18 protein-coding genes are annotated in these 16,658 nt (G+C 69.2%); 7 read left to right on the top strand and 11 right to left on the bottom strand.

The features are described from left to right. Nucleotides 1-41: 41 nt before the first annotated feature. Together H5411_RS12770 and H5411_RS12765 are read left to right on the top strand one after the other, a co-directional pair. Nucleotides 42-1,622: an ABC-F family ATP-binding cassette domain-containing protein gene (locus H5411_RS12770; RefSeq protein ID WP_183123861.1), complete on the top strand. Its 1,581-nt coding sequence runs from the start codon at nt 42-44 to the stop codon at nt 1,620-1,622. 87 nt (nt 1,623-1,709) lie between these two features. Then, a complete protein-coding gene (locus tag H5411_RS12765; RefSeq protein WP_183123860.1) occupies nt 1,710-2,171 on the top strand; it encodes a GNAT family N-acetyltransferase in 462 nt (153 codons plus the stop codon). Nucleotides 2,172-2,213: 42 nt separating this feature from the next. Here the strand turns inward: H5411_RS12765 and H5411_RS12760 are convergent, their stop codons facing one another. Next, nucleotides 2,214-2,861, bottom strand: a complete 648-nt coding sequence (locus H5411_RS12760) for a TetR/AcrR family transcriptional regulator (RefSeq protein ID WP_101437956.1) — start codon at nt 2,859-2,861, stop codon at nt 2,214-2,216. A gap of 80 nt (nt 2,862-2,941) precedes the next feature. On the opposite strand from H5411_RS12760, the gene H5411_RS12755 reads away from it, so the two are divergent. From H5411_RS12755 to H5411_RS12745, 3 genes are read left to right on the top strand one after another with little or no spacing between them, the layout of a single operon-like run. Then, nucleotides 2,942-4,417: a flavin-containing monooxygenase gene (locus H5411_RS12755; RefSeq protein WP_183123859.1), complete on the top strand. Its 1,476-nt coding sequence runs from the start codon at nt 2,942-2,944 to the stop codon at nt 4,415-4,417. Between the two features lie 60 nt (nt 4,418-4,477). Beyond that, on the top strand, nt 4,478-5,011 hold the full coding sequence (locus tag H5411_RS12750; RefSeq protein ID WP_312878178.1) for an RDD family protein: 534 nt from the start codon (nt 4,478-4,480) through the stop codon (nt 5,009-5,011). Then, complete coding sequence (locus H5411_RS12745; protein ID WP_183123857.1) at nt 5,008-5,577, top strand: hypothetical protein; 570 nt, start codon at nt 5,008-5,010, stop codon at nt 5,575-5,577. Before H5411_RS12750 ends, H5411_RS12745 begins: the two co-directional genes overlap by 4 nt. Here the strand turns inward: H5411_RS12745 and H5411_RS12740 are convergent. The 6 genes from H5411_RS12740 to H5411_RS12715 all read right to left on the bottom strand — a co-directional run bounded on the left by H5411_RS12740 (nt 5,574) and on the right by H5411_RS12715 (nt 10,615). Beyond that, on the bottom strand, nt 5,574-6,308 hold the full coding sequence (locus tag H5411_RS12740) for an ABC transporter permease (RefSeq protein ID WP_101437960.1): 735 nt from the start codon (nt 6,306-6,308) through the stop codon (nt 5,574-5,576). The two genes, H5411_RS12745 and H5411_RS12740, sit on opposite strands and share 4 nt — an antisense overlap. After that, nucleotides 6,305-7,018 carry an ABC transporter ATP-binding protein gene (locus H5411_RS12735; RefSeq protein ID WP_101437961.1) on the bottom strand — a complete coding sequence of 238 codons (714 nt, stop codon included), beginning with the start codon at nt 7,016-7,018 and terminating at the stop codon, nt 6,305-6,307. The genes H5411_RS12740 and H5411_RS12735 overlap by 4 nt, the downstream gene beginning before the upstream one ends. 74 nt (nt 7,019-7,092) lie before the next feature. Next, a complete protein-coding gene (locus tag H5411_RS12730; RefSeq protein WP_183123856.1) occupies nt 7,093-7,668 on the bottom strand; it encodes a TetR/AcrR family transcriptional regulator in 576 nt (191 codons plus the stop codon). Between the two features lie 155 nt (nt 7,669-7,823). Then, nucleotides 7,824-8,327, bottom strand: a complete 504-nt coding sequence (locus H5411_RS12725) for a hypothetical protein (RefSeq protein ID WP_101437962.1) — start codon at nt 8,325-8,327, stop codon at nt 7,824-7,826. Nucleotides 8,328-8,654: 327 nt separating this feature from the next. Continuing rightward, nucleotides 8,655-10,229 (bottom strand): multicopper oxidase family protein, encoded by a 1,575-nt coding sequence (locus tag H5411_RS12720; RefSeq protein WP_101437963.1) that lies wholly within the window; start codon nt 10,227-10,229, stop codon nt 8,655-8,657. Further along, a complete protein-coding gene (locus H5411_RS12715; protein WP_101437964.1) occupies nt 10,226-10,615 on the bottom strand; it encodes a hypothetical protein in 390 nt (129 codons plus the stop codon). The genes H5411_RS12720 and H5411_RS12715 overlap by 4 nt, the downstream gene beginning before the upstream one ends. A 108-nt stretch (nt 10,616-10,723) precedes the next feature. Here H5411_RS12715 and H5411_RS12710 point away from each other — a divergent pair, with 108 nt between their 5' ends. Both H5411_RS12710 and H5411_RS12705 read left to right on the top strand, forming a co-directional pair. After that, on the top strand, nt 10,724-11,599 hold the full coding sequence (locus tag H5411_RS12710) for a LysR family transcriptional regulator (RefSeq protein ID WP_183123855.1): 876 nt from the start codon (nt 10,724-10,726) through the stop codon (nt 11,597-11,599). 185 nt (nt 11,600-11,784) lie between these two features. Then, complete coding sequence (locus H5411_RS12705; protein ID WP_183123854.1) at nt 11,785-12,720, top strand: helix-turn-helix domain-containing protein; 936 nt, start codon at nt 11,785-11,787, stop codon at nt 12,718-12,720. Here H5411_RS12705 and H5411_RS12700 read toward each other — a convergent pair. The 4 genes from H5411_RS12700 to H5411_RS12685 all read right to left on the bottom strand — a co-directional run bounded on the left by H5411_RS12700 (nt 12,707) and on the right by H5411_RS12685 (nt 16,571). Next, complete coding sequence (locus tag H5411_RS12700) at nt 12,707-13,495, bottom strand: hypothetical protein (protein WP_183123853.1); 789 nt, start codon at nt 13,493-13,495, stop codon at nt 12,707-12,709. The genes H5411_RS12705 and H5411_RS12700 overlap by 14 nt on opposite strands. 9 nt (nt 13,496-13,504) lie before the next feature. Continuing rightward, a complete protein-coding gene (locus tag H5411_RS12695; RefSeq protein ID WP_183123852.1) occupies nt 13,505-14,185 on the bottom strand; it encodes a papain-like cysteine protease family protein in 681 nt (226 codons plus the stop codon). A 224-nt stretch (nt 14,186-14,409) separates the two neighbouring features. Next, the gene (locus H5411_RS12690) at nt 14,410-15,303 is read right to left on the bottom strand and encodes a hypothetical protein (protein WP_183123851.1); all 894 of its coding nucleotides are present in this window, start codon (nt 15,301-15,303) and stop codon (nt 14,410-14,412) included. A 59-nt stretch (nt 15,304-15,362) separates the two neighbouring features. Continuing rightward, nucleotides 15,363-16,571, bottom strand: a complete 1,209-nt coding sequence (locus H5411_RS12685) for a cytochrome P450 (protein WP_183123850.1) — start codon at nt 16,569-16,571, stop codon at nt 15,363-15,365. Nucleotides 16,572-16,658: the final 87 nt, after the last annotated feature.

Genomic DNA, 16,658 nt, shown 5'->3' with positions numbered 1-16,658 from the left:
GTCCTTGTTGCTGATCACGTTTCCTCGGAGGCATTTCCTTCATGACATCTCCGCTTTCGCCTGCGCTGGTGCGCACGGCGCATGTCCGGCTGTCCGACGTCCACGTCGCCTTCGGCGGCCGTCCGGTGCTTGCCGGGGTCGATCTGGTCGCGGCGGCCGGCGACCGGGTCGCCGTTGTCGGCGAGAACGGGCGGGGCAAGACCACCCTGTTGCGCGTGCTGGCCGGGACTCAGCCGGTCGACCGCGGCGAGGTCCGCCGCGCGGGCACGATCGGTGTTGCCGACCAGCAGATTCCCTTGGGAGAGCTGGAAACCGTCGGTGATCTGATCGATCTCGAACTGGCGGCTGTCCGCAATGCGTTGGCCTGTTTGGAAGCCGCGACGACCGCGCTCGCCGAAGGACAGTCCGGTGCGGACGACGCCTTCGCCGCCGCGCTCTCGGCCGCCGAAGCCCTCGACGCGTGGGACGCGGACCGGCGCGTCGAGGTTTCGCTGGCCGCGCTGAACGCGGTCGACGATCGGAGCCGTCCGCTCGGCACGTTGTCGGTCGGGCAGCGGCATCGGGTCCGGCTGGCGTGCCTGCTCGGCGCGGGGCATTCCGTGCTGCTGCTGGACGAGCCGACCAACCACCTCGACGCGTCCGGTCTCGCGCACCTGACCGAGCAGCTGCGCGCGTACCCGGGTGTGGTCGTGCTGGTGAGCCACGACCGCGCGTTGCTCGCCGACGTCGCGACGTCCGTGCTGGACCTCGACCCGTCGAGCGACGGCCGGCCGCGCGGTTACGGCGGCGGCTATGCGGCGTATGTCGAGGCCAGGCAGGCCGAACGGGCTCGGTGGGCGGCACTGCACGCCGAGCAGCTCGCGGAACGACAGCGGCTGGCGGACGACCTTTCCGCCGCACAGAACCGATTGCGCGACAACTGGCGTCCGGAAAAGGGCCACGGCAGGCACACCCGCGCGACCCGTGCGCCCGGGTTGGTCCGCGCCGTGCACCGGCGGCAGGAGGAGCTGAGCGCGCACGTAGTGGCTGTTCCGCCGCCACCGGCTCGGTTCGCCATGCCGGAACTGCCGCAGCACCAAGGAACAGTCGCCCTGCGGGCGGCCGGGGTGGCCGTCGCCGGACGGCTGGACCACCCCGTCGACCTCACCCTCGGCGGCGCGGACCGGCTTGTCGTCACCGGCCGGAACGGGGCGGGAAAGTCGACCCTGCTGGCGGTTCTGGCCGGGGCGCTGGAGCCGACGTCGGGCACCGTCACGCGCGCCCGCTCGGTGCGGATCGGCTGGCTGGGCCAGGAATCCGGCCTCCCCGCCCGGCGGACTGCTGCCGAACTGCTCGAACAACGGTTCCCGGGCGCGGCTGACCTGGGCTTGCTCAGCGGATACGACCGCCACCGCCCGATCGCCGAGCTGTCGACCGGAGCCCGGCGACGGCTGGATCTGGCACTGGTTCTGGCCGCGCGCCCGCAGGTACTGCTGCTGGACGAGCCGACGAACCACCTGTCCGCGACGCTGGTGGACGAGCTGACCGACGCCCTGCACTCGACCCCGGCCGCGGTGGTGCTGGCCACGCACGACCGACAGTTGTTGCGCGACACGGCTTCCTGGCCGCGGTTGGCGCTCTAGCCCGGACCGCACCCGATGTGACGCACCGAACGGCACATTGGGTGCGGCCGCAACAACCGCGAAACATCCGCGAGGCAGCCTGGGGCCATGCCGTTGCTGATCGACCGAGCCGACTTCGCGAACCCGCAACTCCGGGCCTTCCTCCAGGCGCACTTGGACGACCTCGCACCGACCGCCCCCGCGGAGAGCAGGCACGCCCTCGACCTGGCCGCGCTCCAGCGTCCCGAGGTCCGGCTCTGGACCGTCCAGGACGACCAGTGCATCGTCGGCACCGCAGCCCTGGCGGCACTGGAACCGCGGCACGAGGAACTCAAAAGCATGCGCACCGACCCCGCCCGCCGCGGGGAAGGCATCGCCCGCAGGCTCCTGGATCACCTGCTCCAGGACGCCAAAGACCGCGGCATCGAACGTATCTCCCTGGAGACCGGCAGCATGGAGTTCTTCGCCCCGGCCCGCGCTTTGTACCTGCGAGCGGGCTTCACCCCGTGCGCACCGTTCGGAAGCTACCGGGACGACCCGAACAGCACCTACTTGTCTCGTCGCCTCTGAGCTGTCACAGATGTCCGCGGAGGACAGCGACCCTGACCGCCGTCAGTCTCGCCTGGCCGCGATCCCGTCGTACATCATCCGCCGCACGGCCTCGCTCAGCCGGCGCTGGTCGTCGGGATCCGGGTTGCGCAGCGAGGCGATCGCCGACGCCAGGATCATCCCGTTGATCGCCCGCGCGCTGTTCTCGATGTCGAGATCCGCGCGCAGGTACCCGAGTTCCACGCCGTGCGACAGATACGCCGCGGTCAGCTCCGTGGCCAGTTCGAAGAAGTCCAGCACCCGCGCCGCCATCGCTTTGTCGATACCGGCGGCTTCGAACAGCAGCAGCCGCGGCACGCGCGGGTCCTCGCCGAAGATCTGCGCCAGCGCGTCGCCGATCCGGGCGGTCTGCTCGCGGTAGGCGTCCAAAGTAGACACCGCGTCCGGCGCGTTCTCCGCGGTGAGCGCGGTGACGATGCGGGCGACCAGGTCGTCGATGACGTGGTCGACGATGTCGCGCTTGTTCTGGAAGTAGCGGTAGAAGGTGCCGTGCCCGATGCCGAGCTTCGTGGCGATGTCGGAGATGCCGGTGGCGTGGTAGCCGAGGTCGGCGAAGCAGTCGAACGCCGCGTCGATGATCTCGCGGCGCAGTTCCTGCTTCTTGCGCTCGGCGCGCGTGGTGCGGGCGCTTTCCTGGGACTCGGCTGTCACGCACTGCAGTGTATTGCCAAGGTCGCCGGAGTGACATACCGTTCCGTTACTGACAAGTAGTTCCGGACGAGAGGTCGGACATGGACGCGCAGTACGACGCAATCATCGTCGGCGCGGGCTTCGGCGGCATGGGGGCGGCCATCCAGCTCCGCCGCCTTGGCTACCGCGACCTGCTGATTCTCGACCGCGAGGACGACCTCGGCGGGACCTGGCACGTGAATCGGTACCCGGGGCTGGCCGTCGACATCCCGTCGTCCACCTACTCCTACTCGTTCGAACCCAATCCCTACTGGTCGCGCCTGTTCGCGCCGGGCGCGGAGCTGAAGAAGTACGCCGAGCACGTCGCGGACAAATACGGCCTGCGCGGCTCGATGCGGTTCCGCACCGTGGTGACCGGCGCGACCTGGGACGGCTCCTGCTGGCGGGTCAGCATCGAAGGCGGCGAGACGGTCACCGCTAAGTACCTGCTCACCGCCACCGGGTTCCTGTCGCAGCCGAAGATGCCGGACATCGAGGGCATCGAGAAGTTCGCGGGCAAGGTCATCCACACCACCGCGTGGGACGACAGCTACGACCTCGCCGGCAAACGTGCCGCGGTCATCGGCACCGGCGCTACGGCTGTCCAGCTCATCCCGGAGATCGCCAAGGTCGCCGCGGAGCTGACGGTCTACCAGCGCACGCCGATCTGGGTCAGCCCGAAGCCGGACTACGCCGTGCCGAAGCCGCTGCAGCAGGCGTTCGCGAAGCTTCCGCTGGTGCAGCGCGCGGTGCGGCTGGCGGGCAGTTCGGTGCTGGAGCTGATGATGATCTCCGGCGTCGTGCAGTACCGGCAGTTCCGCGGAGCCAACCGGATCGCCGAACGCTGGTGCCGCGCGCACCTGTACCGCCAGGTCCGCGACCCCGAACTGCGCCGCAAGCTCACTCCCGACTATTCCTTCGGCTGCAAACGGCCGACGTTCTCCAACGACTACTTCCCGGCCTTCACCCGTCCGCACGTGCACCTCGAAACCACCAGCATCGAGCGGATCGACGAGACCGGGATCGTGACCGCGGACGGCAAGCGCACCGAGATCGACACGCTCGTGCTGGCCACCGGCTTCAACCTGTGGGACACGAACTTCCCGGCGATCGAGATCATCGGCCGGGACGGCAAGAACCTCGGGAAGTGGTGGCGCGACAACCGGTTCCAGGCCTACGAGGGCGTCACCGTGCCCGGGTTCCCGAACCTGGTTTCGCTCAACAGCCCGTATTCCTACAGCGGCCTGTCGTACTTCACGACCATCGAATGCCAGATGAAGCACCTCGACCGGCTGTTCAAGGGGATGCGCGCCCGCGGTGCGGACACCTTCGAGGTGACCCAGCGGGCGAACGACGAGTTCCTCGACCGGATGAAGCACAAGGTCGGGCACTCGGTGTTCGCGCTCGGCCAGTGCGCGACGGCCAACAGCTACTACTTCAACCAGCACGGCGAGGCGACCCTGCTGCGGCCGACGTCGACGATCAGCGCGCATCGGGAGGCGGCGCGGTTCCCGCTGGAGGATTACAGTTTCGCCTGAGCCCGGGTGAGGTGCGCCCGCCAGGGGAACCTTCGGCGCACGAGCGGCGTCGTGGGTGGCGTGAAGACTGAGCAAGACGTCCTGGCCCGCCTCCGTACGCAGGCCGAACCCGTCCTCGGCAAGGGCGGGGCGGCGCGGATTCGCGCGTTCGAGAACGGCGACCTGTACGTCGAGGCGCGCACCGCGTCCACGATCTGGGCCTGGCTGGTCGACTTCCTGCTGGTCACCGGTCTCTCCGTGGCCGCGGCGGTGGCGTACTACTTCACATCGACCGCCGTCGACGCCGCGGTCGGGGCGAGCCTGATCGGCGTGGCGGGCCTGTTCGTGCTGCCGCTGCTCTACGGCTGGTTCTACGGCAACGGCCGCGGACTCGGCGCGTTGTTCAACGGGATCCGTCTCGTCCGGCTCCGCGACGGCGGCCGGATCGCGCTCGGGAAGGCGGGCTGGGCGATGCTGATCCGCACGCTCGGCTTCGTGATCATCGCGCTCGGAGTGCTCAACGGCGACGTCACGGTGACGAACGGGGTTCGCACGAGCATCGACGTCCGCGAGACGGAGCGGCTCCGCGCGGCCGGTTTGGCCGGGAAACCGTGAGCGGATACGAGGTCCGCGCGGTCGCCGACACTCCCGAACAACGGCTGCGCGACTACACCGCGCGGCTGCGGGCGATCGTCACCATGCGGCGGGTTTACCGGGTGATGACGGCCAGCCTCGCCGGACTCTTCGGCGTCAGCGGGCTCTTGGCCGGGGTGCTGGCGCACTCCGCCGCGGGAGGTTTCAGCCTGGCGGGCGGCGGGGCCTTCTTCGCGGTGCTGTGGCTCGGCGGGGTCTTGATCTGGCGTGGCAGGCCCGCGACCGAACGGGCGATGAACCCGGATTCTCGTCCGCCCGCCGGCCGTACGCCGGGGAACGTGCGCGGGGCTTTCTTCGCCGCAGCGGGAATGGGCGCCTTGGCCGCTGTCGTATGTGGACTGTCCTTTATGTCCAGCCACGCGCCGGACGCTGTGCTGAAGCTGGCGATTGCCGGGGTCGGTACCTTCGTGGTCTTCGCCGTGTTGTTCGTCCCGCCGGGATACGTGTACGCCCAGTCCGACCAGTACTTCGCGAAGTGGCTCAACCGCAACCGCGCGGCTTACGAGGCCGCGGCGAGGCGGCTTTAAGGCGTACGACGGCGCAGCGTCGCCGCTCCGAGACCCAACGCCAGCACCGCGCAGCCGAGCACGACGAGGATGTTGCGGGTCAACGTCGTCGTCCAATCCGCGCTGTGCGTCACCTGGGTCAGCGCTTCGACGGCATAAGACAGCGGCATCACGTCCGACAGCCAGTGCAGCACCCAGCTCATCTGGTCGCGAGGCTGGAAAAGCCCGCACAGCAACGTTTGCGGCAGCACGAACAACGGCATGAACTGCACGGCCTGGAACTCGCTCGTCGCGAACGCGCTCACGAACAGGCCCAGCGCCATGCCGAGCAACGCGTCGAGCACGGTGATCAGCAGCAGCGACCACACCGAACCGGCCACCGACAGTCCGAGCCACCACAGGCTGACCGCCGTCGCGACCGCCACCTGCAGCACCGCGACCAGGCCGAACGCCAGTGCGTACCCGGCGAGCAGGTCGAATTTCCCGAGCGGCATCGTCATCAGCCGTTCCAGGGTGCCCGCGGTGCGTTCGCGCAGGGTCGTGATCGAGGCGATCAGGAACATGATCACGAACGGGAACACGCCGAGCAGCGCGGGCGCGATCCGGCTGAAGACCTCGGCCGAGTTGAACACGAAGCGCAGCAACAACATCAGCAGCGTCGGCACGAGCACGAGCATCACGACGGTGCGCGGGTCGTGCCGCAGCTGGGCGAGGATGCGGCGAGTGGTGGCGAGGGTGATCGAGACAGTCATCGCTGGGCCTTCACCAGGTGCAGGAACGCGCGTTCGAGGTCTTGTTCGCCGGTGGCCGCGCGCAGGGCGTCCGGCGAATCGTCGGCGAGCAGCGCGCCGTCGCGCATCAGCAGCAACCGGGTGCAGCGGGCGGCCTCGTCCATGACGTGGCTGGACACCAGAAGCGTGGTGCCGTCCGCGGCGAGGCGATGGAAGACATTCCACAAATGCTCGCGCAGCAACGGATCCAGTCCGACGGTCGGCTCGTCGAGCACGAGCAGTTCGGGTTTGCCGAGCAGTGCGACAGCGAGACTCGCCCGGCTGCGCTGGCCGCCCGAGAGGCGGCCGACCAGTGCGTCGGCGTGCGAACCGAGACCGACCTGCTCGATCGCCTCGGCAATCGACCGGGACGGCGCGCCCAGCACGGAGGCGAAGTAGCGCAGGGATTCGGTGACCGTGAGGTCGGCGTAGACCGCCGGCGCCTGCGTGGCGTACCCGATCCGTCTGCGCAGCCGACGGCTTCCGGCGGGTTCGCCGAGCACCGTGACCGTGCCGCCGTGGGTCACCTGCACGCCTACGACAGCGCGCATCAACGTGGTCTTCCCGCAGCCGCTCGGCCCGAGCAGCCCGGTGACCGACCCGGGCTCGACGCGGAAACTCACGTCGCGCAGCACCTCCCGGCCACCCCGGACGACGCGCAGGCCGTCAATGACCACCGCGGAATTAGTCATGTGTTTAATTCTGCGCGCGCGGAATTTCCCTGTCAAGCACGGGAGCGGTGCGGGGTGGCGCCTGGGGCGGGTGGTCAGGCGCGGTCGACGTACTGCTGTACCGCGGGGGCGATCAACGCGACGACGTCCTCGTGCGAGGCTCGGGCGAGGGGGTCGACCTGGACGACGTAGCGGACCATGGCCAGACCGACCAACTGGGCGGCGATGCCGGTGACCCGCAGGGGCGGGATGTCGAGCGCGTCGGCGATCTTGTCCAGCAGCGCGCCCTGGATGAAGCCGCGCAGCATGTCCGCGGCCTGTTCGGTGGTGGACACCGAACGCAGCACGCCGAAGAACGCGTCGCGGGAAGCCGGGGTTTCCCAGAGTGTCAGGAACAGCCGGACAAGGCGTTCGCCGACCTGCGGCCGCGGGCCGTCGAGGATGGCGGCAACCACGGCACCGGGGTCGGCCGGGAGGTGCAGCGCGGTCGCGAAGACCTGGTCCTTGCTGCCGAAGAAATGGTGCACGAGCGCGGGATTCACGCCCGCCTCGGCGGCGATCGCGCGGATCGTCGCGCCCTCGTACCCGTTCCGGCCGAACAGGTCGCGCGCGGCGGCCAGAATGGCCTCCCGCGTCTCGGTCTGCCCAGGGCGGCGTCCCGTCCGTGCCATCGGCGTCCTTTCGTCCGCTCCAGTATCGCGGGACCACCGGCGGTACAGCTGGCCGTGCCTGATCTTTTCCGTGAAGACCGACGAGGCGGCGCGGCCGGGCTGGTATCGGTCGACGTGACGCACGCGGTCACCTGCGCACTCCGGAACCGCCCGGTCTAAAGGCTCAGATGATGCCGGTCCTCAGCGCGTACGCGACCGCGTGCGAGCGGTTCCGCAGGTCGAACCGCACCAGCAGCGTGCTGATGATGGGCCTCGCCCTCACTGGCGTGGAACTCGTTCGTCAACCTGGTCGCGCGGACGTCCTCCGGTTCGGCCGCCGGCACCCGAGCGGCCAGTGCGTCGAGGATGTTCTCGCGCGTCGCGGAACCTCGGTGCAGCACTGCGGACAGGCCGAATCCGCCGAGCCTGCTCAGTTCGGCTTCCTTGATCCGGTCCGCGACCAGCACCGTGCGCACGTCTGGAATCAGCGCCGTCCGGCGGATCCGCGCCAGGTCGGCCAGGGTTTTCTCCCGGAGCTCCGGCACGATCACGAGCAGGATGTCCGCACGCGGAACCTCGCCGGGAGCCAGCACTGCGTAGCCGGGCGTGCCGCGCAGATACGCGGCGGCGCCCCCGCCGCTGATGGGATCGTGGGCGATGATCGCCACGCGTTCGGGCAATGCGCTCAGGTCAGCTCACAGACCAGTCGTTCCCGGCGGCAGCGCCGCGTCCCCTCCGCTTCAGCCGAGGATCCGTGGTTCGGCGGGCATGGTCGATCCCCCGCGCTGCCGAAACGCGGTAGTGCCTGCGGTACCTCGGCAGCCCAGCATCCAGTGAAGGAGCCAATCGAACGTTAGTGCTTGTAACCGCAGTTGCACCATAGCACTGGACGCGAGTCCAATGTTGATGATTGCCGCACGACCGGGTGGCATTCATGGGCCGCTTCGCCGCGCTGAGCATTCCGGGACCAGCCCCGCGCGCACCGCGCTACCTTCGCCGCGCGCCGGCTAAACGGTCTTGAACGTGGCCATCATCCCCATGTCCTCGTGTTCGGCGTTGTGGCAATGGAACATGTACCGTCCCCGGTAGCCGTCGAACCGCGCGATCACCTCGACCGCTTCCCCAGGCTGAAGGTCCACAGTGTCCTTTCGGCCGACGTCGTGCGGCGCGGGATCCTTGCCACCGCGGGAAAGCACCTGGAAGTGCACCAGATGCAGGTGGATCGGATGGTGCAGGTCGGCGACGAACCGCCAGATCTCGACGTCGCCGAGCTTCGGCTGGGCCGCGACCTTGGTCGGGGTGAATGCTTCGCCGCCGATGGTCCAGCCGTGCCTGCCGTTGAACTGTCCACTTCGGAACGCGAACTCGCGCGTCACCGTCGCTTGTGCACGGTCAAGCCGCTCCACTTCGGACAGTTTGGCCGGGACATGACTGTCGTCGTTCGCTCGCCGGGTGACCCGGAAACGCATTACCTGCGCGGTGGACCCGGTGCCAAGACGGTTGACCAACGTGACCTCGGTGCCGAGTGGATAGGCCCCGAAATCGACCACCGTGTCGTACCGTTCGGCGGGTGCGATCGGCAGATGCTCGTGTGCGCGCGGGGCGTCGAGCAAGCCCTGATCCGAGCCGATCTGCGTGAACGAGGGTCCGCTCGGCGGCGGTGGGGTGAGCGCGAGGTCGTAGCGGCGGGCGTTGGAACCGTTGAGGAAGCGCAGCCGGTACCGGGTCGCTGACACTTCCGCGACCGGCCACGGCGCGCCGTTCACCAACAGCACGTCGCCGAGAACTCCTGCCGCGTAAGCATCTTCGACCCCCGGCACGATCCGCAAGGACGGATCCAGCGACGGGTACCGCATCGACCCGTCCTCGGCGAACGCGCGATCGGTGATCATCAGCGGCAGTTCCCGCTCACCGCGCGGCAGCGGCAGGGCGTCTTCCTCGGCGTCGCGGACGATGTGCAATCCGGCGAGTCCGCGATACACGGCCGGACCGGTGAAATCCATCCGGTGGTCGTGGTACCAGAGCATCGCGGCCTTCTGCCGCAACGGGTACGTGTACTCGCGGGTGCCGGTGGTGACCACGGCGTCGGGGTCGGCCATTCCCGAATGCCCGTGCCCGGCGCTGGCGAGATACCGGCCGTCGGCGGGCAGGACGAGGTCGGTGGCGTATCCGTCGGACTCCGGTGGCGTGCGTCCGCCGTGCAGGTGCACGACAGTCGGTACCGGAAGTTCGTTGCGATGCCGGACTATCGTGGTCCGGCCGCTGCGTGATTCGATTGTCGGTCCGGGGAAAATGCCTTCGTAGCCCCAAATCGGTGTGCGCAGCCCAGGCAGGATTTCGGCGGTGCTCGCCCGTTGCACGATCTCGTATCGATCGACGCCGCCGTCCCGGGACACCGGTTTCAGCACCGGCGGCAGCGGCAACGGCACCTGAAACGGTTGCGGCAGTGGCACTTCGCTGGTCAGCAGTTGACCGGTGGTGGCGGCCGGCCGCAACAACCGAGGGGTGACGAACCCGGCGGTGAGCACCACTCCCGCACCACCGGCCAGCCCGAGAAACCGGCGGCGCGACATCCCGCTCATCGCCGCGCCCCGGTCCGCCAGATGCCGAACAGCACCCCGAGCGCGATCGCGACCAGTGCGACGCCGAGCGGAATGTGCAGGTCAAGCGCACCTGCTTGCCCCGCGAAGTACTGCGCGGTTTCGCCGCCGGCGAGCAGCAGGCTCGCCCAGAAGGGCCACTGGACGCCGCCGCGCCACCAGTACAGCGCGGCAGGCACGAGCTGCGCCAACGCGACCGTCGACACGATGTTCGCGCCGAGTTCGTGCATCGCCAGCATGCCGTAATCGCCGATCAGATACCGTCCGGCGAACACCGGCTGGCCCAGGATCGCGACGGCGTGCACCGTCACGAAAACCCGCAGCACCACCAGCAACGTCCGCCCGCGTGTCAGGACCGCTTCGGCCACCGCTTCCCCCTTGTGCGCGTAAGTCTTCCCCCGAACAGACGCTAAGCTGAAGTTCTCATGCCGTCCAAGACCAAATTCGCCATGCATTCATGATCTCGGAGCTATGGGATGGACCTGCTGCAGCTGCGCTACTTCCAGGCGGTCGCCCACCGCGGCCACCTCAGCCAGGCGGCGGCCGACCTGCGGATCGCCCAGCCGTCGCTGAGCCGGGCGATCGCGCGGCTGGAGGCGGATCTCGGCGTGCCGCTGTTCGAACGGGCCGGGCGGGGGCTGCGGCTCAACCACTTCGGCGCCACGTTCCTGCGCCGCGTCGACCGGGCGCTGCGCGAACTCGACGACGCCCGCCAGGAACTCGTCGACCTGGCTGGTCTGGACCACGGCCGGGTCGCGGTCGCGTCGGAAACCCTGCTCACGCTCACCGGCCTGATGAGCGCCTTCCGCGCGGAGTACCCCGGCGTCGAGTTGCGGCTGTACCAATCGTCGGCGGAAACCATGGCGCAGCAGCTGTGCGCGGGCGAGGTCGACCTGTGCTTCGCTTCGCAACCGCTGCTGCAGCCCGGCCTGAAAACGCGGGAACTGCTGCGTGAGGAGGTGCTGCTCGCCGTGCCCAGCACGCACCGGCTGGCGCGGCGCAAGCGCGTGCGGATGGCGGATCTCGCGGACGAGCCGATGGTGACCACCCGTCCTGGCTACTGGCCGCGCGCCCTCGCCGACCGCCTCTTCGCCGAGGCCGGACTGGAGCCGAACTACTCCTGTGAGAGCGACGAACCCGGCGCGACCGGTCAACTGATCGCGAGCGGGCTGGGAATCGGTTTGGTGCCGGACGTTGCCCGGCAGTCCGTCAAGAGCGAGGCGGCGGTCGGGCTGCGGCTGGATGTCCCGGATTGCTCTCGGACGTTGTCGGTGGTGTGGCGTGCGGACACCTATCTGTCCGCGGCGGCGCAGCGGCTGACGGAGTTCGCGACGGATTACTTCGCGGCTTGAAGACCTGCGGACGCTGCTCTTCGACCGGCTGGCCGACGAGCAGCTGCGCCGTCTGGCGGGATCTCAGGGGTAGCTGAGCCTCCCCAGGGCGGGATGATTTGCCCGATTCTCGACCATGGGCGGTTGTTGCCCGGTCACGAACTGCTCATGCTGAACAGCTATTCGGCACGAGCAGGGGAAGCCAGATGCAGCAGCAGAGCTTGGCGGTCCGGTGGTCGGCGCGAACAGTCCGGTCCGGCCCGTTTCACCGTGCGTTGTCCGAGGCCGTCGACCGGCGCGGGTTGTCCCTTTCGCGGCTCCGCGCGCACCTCGCCGCGCACGGGGTTTCGGTCGCCGAGTCCACGCTCAGCTACTGGCAGCGCGGCCTGCGCAGTCCGTCCGCGCCCCGGTCGCTCGATGTCGTGCGCGCTCTGGAGTCGGTGCTGAACCTGCCGCCGGACAGTCTGGTCGTGCTGATCGGGCCGCACCGGAGCGCGGACGCCGACCGCCGTCCGTCGCTGCCGGAACTCCAGCAGAGCTGGGCCGAGACGTTCGCCCTGCGCGACGAGCTGAGCGGAATGCCCGGCAGCGAGGAGAACGCGGACCTCGACGTCGCGACGGTGGTCGACGTGCTCACCCTCGGTGCGCAAGGGCGGACCGAGGAGATTTCGTCGACCATGGTGGTGCGGGCGCGAAGATCCGGCCCGGACAGTTTCCTGGTGACGCACCAGGACGAGGACGGCAGCGACGTTATGGCGACGGAGATCGTCGCGGTCGACGGCTGCCGGGTCGGGCGGGTGCGGCGCAGCGCGCGGTCGGCGGGGATGGTGTTCGAGCTGCTCTTCGACCGGGGCCTCGCCGAGGGGGAGACGCACACGTTCGGGTTCACGCTGCGTCCCGCCGCCTCGGTCCGGCCGGGGAATTTCCACCGGGTCGTGCGCTCCCGCATGTCGGCGTACCTGCTACGGCTGCGCTTCCACCCGGCCGCGCTGCCCGCGCGCTGCCTGCGGACCATCCGGCCTCGGGAGGACCTGGAGCTGCTGGTCCGCGAGCCGCTGTTCTGCGGGCCGGGGAACACGGTGAGCGCCTACTTCGAGGAACTCGGCGTGGGCATCGCCGGGGTCGATCTCATTTGGGAGTGATCCGGCGTTTCGTCCAGCGCCACACCAGGAATCCGCCGCCGAGGGCCACCGCGGAGCCGAACACGATCAGCCCGGCGGTCAGCGAACCGGGCGGCCCGGAGTCGCGCTGCTGGAGAACGGTCTGCTTGAACCCGATCCCGCCGGTGTGCTGGTAATCCGACCCGGGCAGTTTGTTGGCATACCGGGAACGCACCTGCTGCTGGTATTCGGCGATCGGGGTGAACTGGCCGACCGGCGACTGCGGAAGGCTGGCCTGCAACAGCACGACGCCGTCGCGGCCGAGGTCGTACCACCCGTTGATCTGCGGTTCGTTCAACAGCACCGAACCCGGGCGCAGCCGGGCGCTGAGCGTCTCCTCGTCGTTGCCGGACAACACGTTCCCGACCGACCAGCCGCTCGGCGCGGAGTGGTCGGGCGCGGCGCGGAGGGTGGCCTTCGCTCCCGTGGCCGCGGTGGCCGTCACCGCGATTGCCCGCAGCACGCCGGCCGGTGCGCCCGGTTTCGCCGTGACGAAGTCGGGATTGAGCGTGTAGACCGGGATTCCCTTGTGCCCCACCGTGATCCGGCCCGGGTCGGCGTGGCCGGCCTGCCGGAAGTTCGACTTGGCGAAGCTGATCGCGCGTGCGGTTTCCGCGGCTTTGACCGCGGCCGCGACGTCCTGCTCCGACGGCGGCGCGACCCACGAGGCCCCGGCGGCCTCGGCGGGACCGGCGGACAGGAGCGCCGCGACCGCGATCGCCGCGCCGGCGGCGAACCTCCGGCAGATCTCACCCATGGCGGCCGGTCAGCCCTTCCTGATGTTGACGATGGTGTCGTTCCAGGTGAACTGGGCGTTGCTCTGGTACTGGTTGTAGTCCCAGGTCTGGTACCGCTGGTAGCTCGGCCACGGGTCGCCGATCATGATCGAGTTGTTCGAGCTGTCGTATCCGTAGATCACCTCGGCGTGGCCGCCGCCGGAGGTCCAGTAGATGCCGGTCAGGTTCAGGATCCCGGAGTTGACCTGGTTCTGGATCGACGAGTAGCTGATCGGCCCGTTCGCGCTCTCCGCGGAGAATCCGGTGCCCTGGAAGCCCTGCACGATCTCCGAGATCTGCCCGCCCTCGTTCGGGCAGTAGCCGACCTGGGTGCCCTTGCCGGCCGCGCAGAATTCCTCCTGCGATGCGGTGCCGCCCTGCGACTGCTCGATGCTGGAGCCGTCCGCGGCCCAGCACCATTGGTCGTTTTGCTGCACCTGCTGGGTGTAGTCGAGCTGCTTCGCCGCGGGCAGCGCGTACGCGGCGCGGGCGCCGACCGGCCGGATCTCGCGCACCTGGGTGTGCGTGGCGGTCTTGACGAGGCCGTTCGGCTGGTGCGCGTCATTGGTCGACTGGGCCAGCGCGGTACCCGGCAGCAGCGCCACGGCAAGCGCGGCTGCCCCGGTCGCCACCGTGATCCGGACTGTTCTCCGGGCGGGTCGGTAATCCATCGAATCTCCTTGTGCCAGACGGGGAAGGGAGCTCGCCGGGGTCGACCCGGCCGAGCATCACTGTGTGCTCGCCCGCTCCCGCAGAGCAACGGCTCCGGCACGCGGTGTGAGTGTTCACAGCCGCTTTCGCGGGAAAATGACTGGCACCGCCGCGGTTTCGCTCACCGCGGCGACAGGTAATTCGCAATATTCACAGCGCATTCACACCCGTTGAACCGCTGCGCTCAGGACAATTCGGCCTGTCGCCGCCGCAGTTCGTCGATGACCTGGTCGACCACGGCGCGGTGGGCTTCGAGCCGGGCGAGCGTCAGGCTGATCGCCTCCTGCACCTGTTCGACGTCCTCGGCCGCGATCTCGACGTGGTCCGCCCGTTCGGCGGTGGTCGTCCCGACGATCAGCGGACGGTCGACGCGGGGGAGAGGCCGCCCTTGCGGTTCCCGGTCGAGCCAGGACGCCAGGTCCCGCATCTCGTCGTCCAGTCGTACCGTCCACGACTGCCGGCGCCGCTCCGACCGGCCGGGATCGCGGCGTTCCCAGCCCGCCACGACCATGTCCTCGATCGCCTTGGCCGCGGTGCGGCACGCGACTTCCAGGCGGGGCAACGGATCCAGCCCGACCGTCGAGATCTCCTCCAGGATCGGTTCGCCCGCGGTCCACTCCCCGTCGACGGTGTGGGTTTCGGCGACGTCGTGCGCCGTGGCGAGCAGGGCGCTGATCGCCTCGCGCACCTTCGCCACGTCGGCCGGGTCCAGGTCTTCGTCGGTCAGGCGGTGCTGCGACTCGGCGCGCGGCGGGCGTTCCTTGCCCGGCCAGGAACGTTTCCCGCCGCGCCGCCGGTAGTGCTGCTGCATCGCCTGTTTGGACCGGTTGCCGTACTCGGCCCCCAGCTGTTCCCAGGTCCAGCCGCGGTCGAGAACCGCTTCGATCAGCGTGACCTCGGCGCGGTCCAGGTCGTGCCGGACCTCCGGGACCAGGTGCAACGCCCCCGCCGCGTCGTCGGCGCTGAGGTCTTCGCCGGGGTGGCGCCCGGATCTCGCCGCGCGCACCAGTTCGCTGAGGAAGGGGTTGTCGCGGTGCCGGAAGTACCGGGTGGCCATCGCCTGCACGGAGTCCGTCATGTCCGTCAACGTATAGGTTGACGTCGAAATCCGTCAACTGATCCGTTGACGGATGTGCGTCACCAGGTCACGGGCAACTCATGGACGCCGTAGATGTTCATGCCGGTCCGCAGCGGCACCTCGCTCGCCGGGATCGCGAGCGCGAGCGTCGGGAAGCGGCGCAGCAGTCCGGCGAACCCGGCGCGCATTTCGATCCGGGCGAGCTGCTGGCCGAGGCATTGGTGCACCCCGTGGCCGAACGACAAATGCGTGCGCGCTTTCCGCTCGACGTCGAGCGTGTCGCCCTCGGGGAAATGCGAAGGATCGCGGTTGGCGGCCAGCATCGAAACGAGCACGGTCGACCCCTTGGGGATCTTTTCGCCGCCGAGTTCGAGGTCTTCGGACGCGTAACGGAACAGGACGTCGACCACCGCGAGATACCGCAGCAATTCCTCGACCGCGTCGGGAATCAGGTCCGGATCGGCGCGCAGCGCGGCCAGCTGCTCCGGGTTTTCCAGCAGCGCGAAAGTGCCGAGCGCCAGCATGTTCGCCGTCGTTTCATGCCCGGCGAGCAGCAGCAGGAACCCGATCCCGACCAGTTCCTCGAGGCTGAGATCGTCGTCGCGGGCCAGCTCGGACAGGATGTCCGAGCCGGGGTCGGCGTGCTTGCCGGCCGCCAGTTTCCCGAGATACGACGTCATCGCCGTCCACGCGGCCATTTTGTCTTCGATGCTCTGGTCGCGGAGCATGATTTGCGCGGAGTTCTTCTGGAACATGTCCCGGTCCGCATACGGGACGCCGAGCATTTCGCAGATCACCAGCGACGGCACCGGAAGCGCGAATTCGGCGACCAGATCGACCGGCTTCGGGCAGGCGGCGAGGTGATCGAGCTGCTGTTCGGCGATTTCGACGATGTGCTCCTCGAGCCGTTTCATCCGGTTGACGGTGAACGTGCCGGTGAGCTTCCGGCGCAACCGGGTGTGGTCCGGCGGATCCATCGTGAGGAACAGGCCGGGCACCTGCGGCGACGGGTCGAACTCTTCCTGCGCCTCGGGCATGCTCGGCGTTTCGTAGGGCACGTGCACCGGGCCGAGGTCCTGGCGCGAGCTGAACCGCGGATCGGCGAGCGCCTGGCGGACCTCGGCGTAGCCGGTGACCAGCCAGCCGTTGTGCCCGTCCGGGAACTTCAGCGGGCTCACCGGCCGGGTCTCCCGCAGCCGGGTGATGGCGGACGGCGGGGCGAACGGGCCTGCGTCGCGGTCGAGCGGCAGGCCGGGCGGGCGGGTCATCTTCGGGTCCCCTCTCCGGTGGTGGTGCGACCAGCGTCACCGCGGCGGCTGACATCCCGCTGACACGGCGCCGCCTCGACTAACATC

It is taken from the genome of Amycolatopsis echigonensis (assembly GCF_014174495.1).
GTDB classification, from domain to species: Bacteria; Actinomycetota; Actinomycetes; order Mycobacteriales; family Pseudonocardiaceae; genus Amycolatopsis; species Amycolatopsis echigonensis.
Note: the sequence above shows the minus strand (reverse complement) of the source record. Positions and strands in the feature narration are given on the sequence as shown.

Bases quoted from the DNA above. Each gene is read 5' to 3' on its own strand.
- H5411_RS12770 (WP_183123861.1), top strand. From the start codon at position 42: ATGACATCTCCGCTTTCGCCTGCGCTGGTGCGCACGGCGCATGTCCGG.
- H5411_RS12765 (WP_183123860.1), top strand. From the start codon at position 1,710: ATGCCGTTGCTGATCGACCGAGCCGACTTCGCGAACCCGCAACTCCGG.
- H5411_RS12755 (WP_183123859.1), top strand. From the start codon at position 2,942: ATGGACGCGCAGTACGACGCAATCATCGTCGGCGCGGGCTTCGGCGGC.
- H5411_RS12740 (WP_101437960.1), bottom strand. From the start codon at position 6,308: ATGACTGTCTCGATCACCCTCGCCACCACTCGCCGCATCCTCGCCCAG.
- H5411_RS12735 (WP_101437961.1), bottom strand. From the start codon at position 7,018: ATGACTAATTCCGCGGTGGTCATTGACGGCCTGCGCGTCGTCCGGGGT.
- H5411_RS12730 (WP_183123856.1), bottom strand. From the start codon at position 7,668: ATGGCACGGACGGGACGCCGCCCTGGGCAGACCGAGACGCGGGAGGCC.
- H5411_RS12720 (WP_101437963.1), bottom strand. From the start codon at position 10,229: ATGAGCGGGATGTCGCGCCGCCGGTTTCTCGGGCTGGCCGGTGGTGCG.
- H5411_RS12710 (WP_183123855.1), top strand. From the start codon at position 10,724: ATGGACCTGCTGCAGCTGCGCTACTTCCAGGCGGTCGCCCACCGCGGC.
- H5411_RS12705 (WP_183123854.1), top strand. From the start codon at position 11,785: ATGCAGCAGCAGAGCTTGGCGGTCCGGTGGTCGGCGCGAACAGTCCGG.
- H5411_RS12700 (WP_183123853.1), bottom strand. From the start codon at position 13,495: ATGGGTGAGATCTGCCGGAGGTTCGCCGCCGGCGCGGCGATCGCGGTC.
- H5411_RS12695 (WP_183123852.1), bottom strand. From the start codon at position 14,185: ATGGATTACCGACCCGCCCGGAGAACAGTCCGGATCACGGTGGCGACC.
- H5411_RS12690 (WP_183123851.1), bottom strand. From the start codon at position 15,303: ATGACGGACTCCGTGCAGGCGATGGCCACCCGGTACTTCCGGCACCGC.
- H5411_RS12685 (WP_183123850.1), bottom strand. From the start codon at position 16,571: ATGACCCGCCCGCCCGGCCTGCCGCTCGACCGCGACGCAGGCCCGTTC.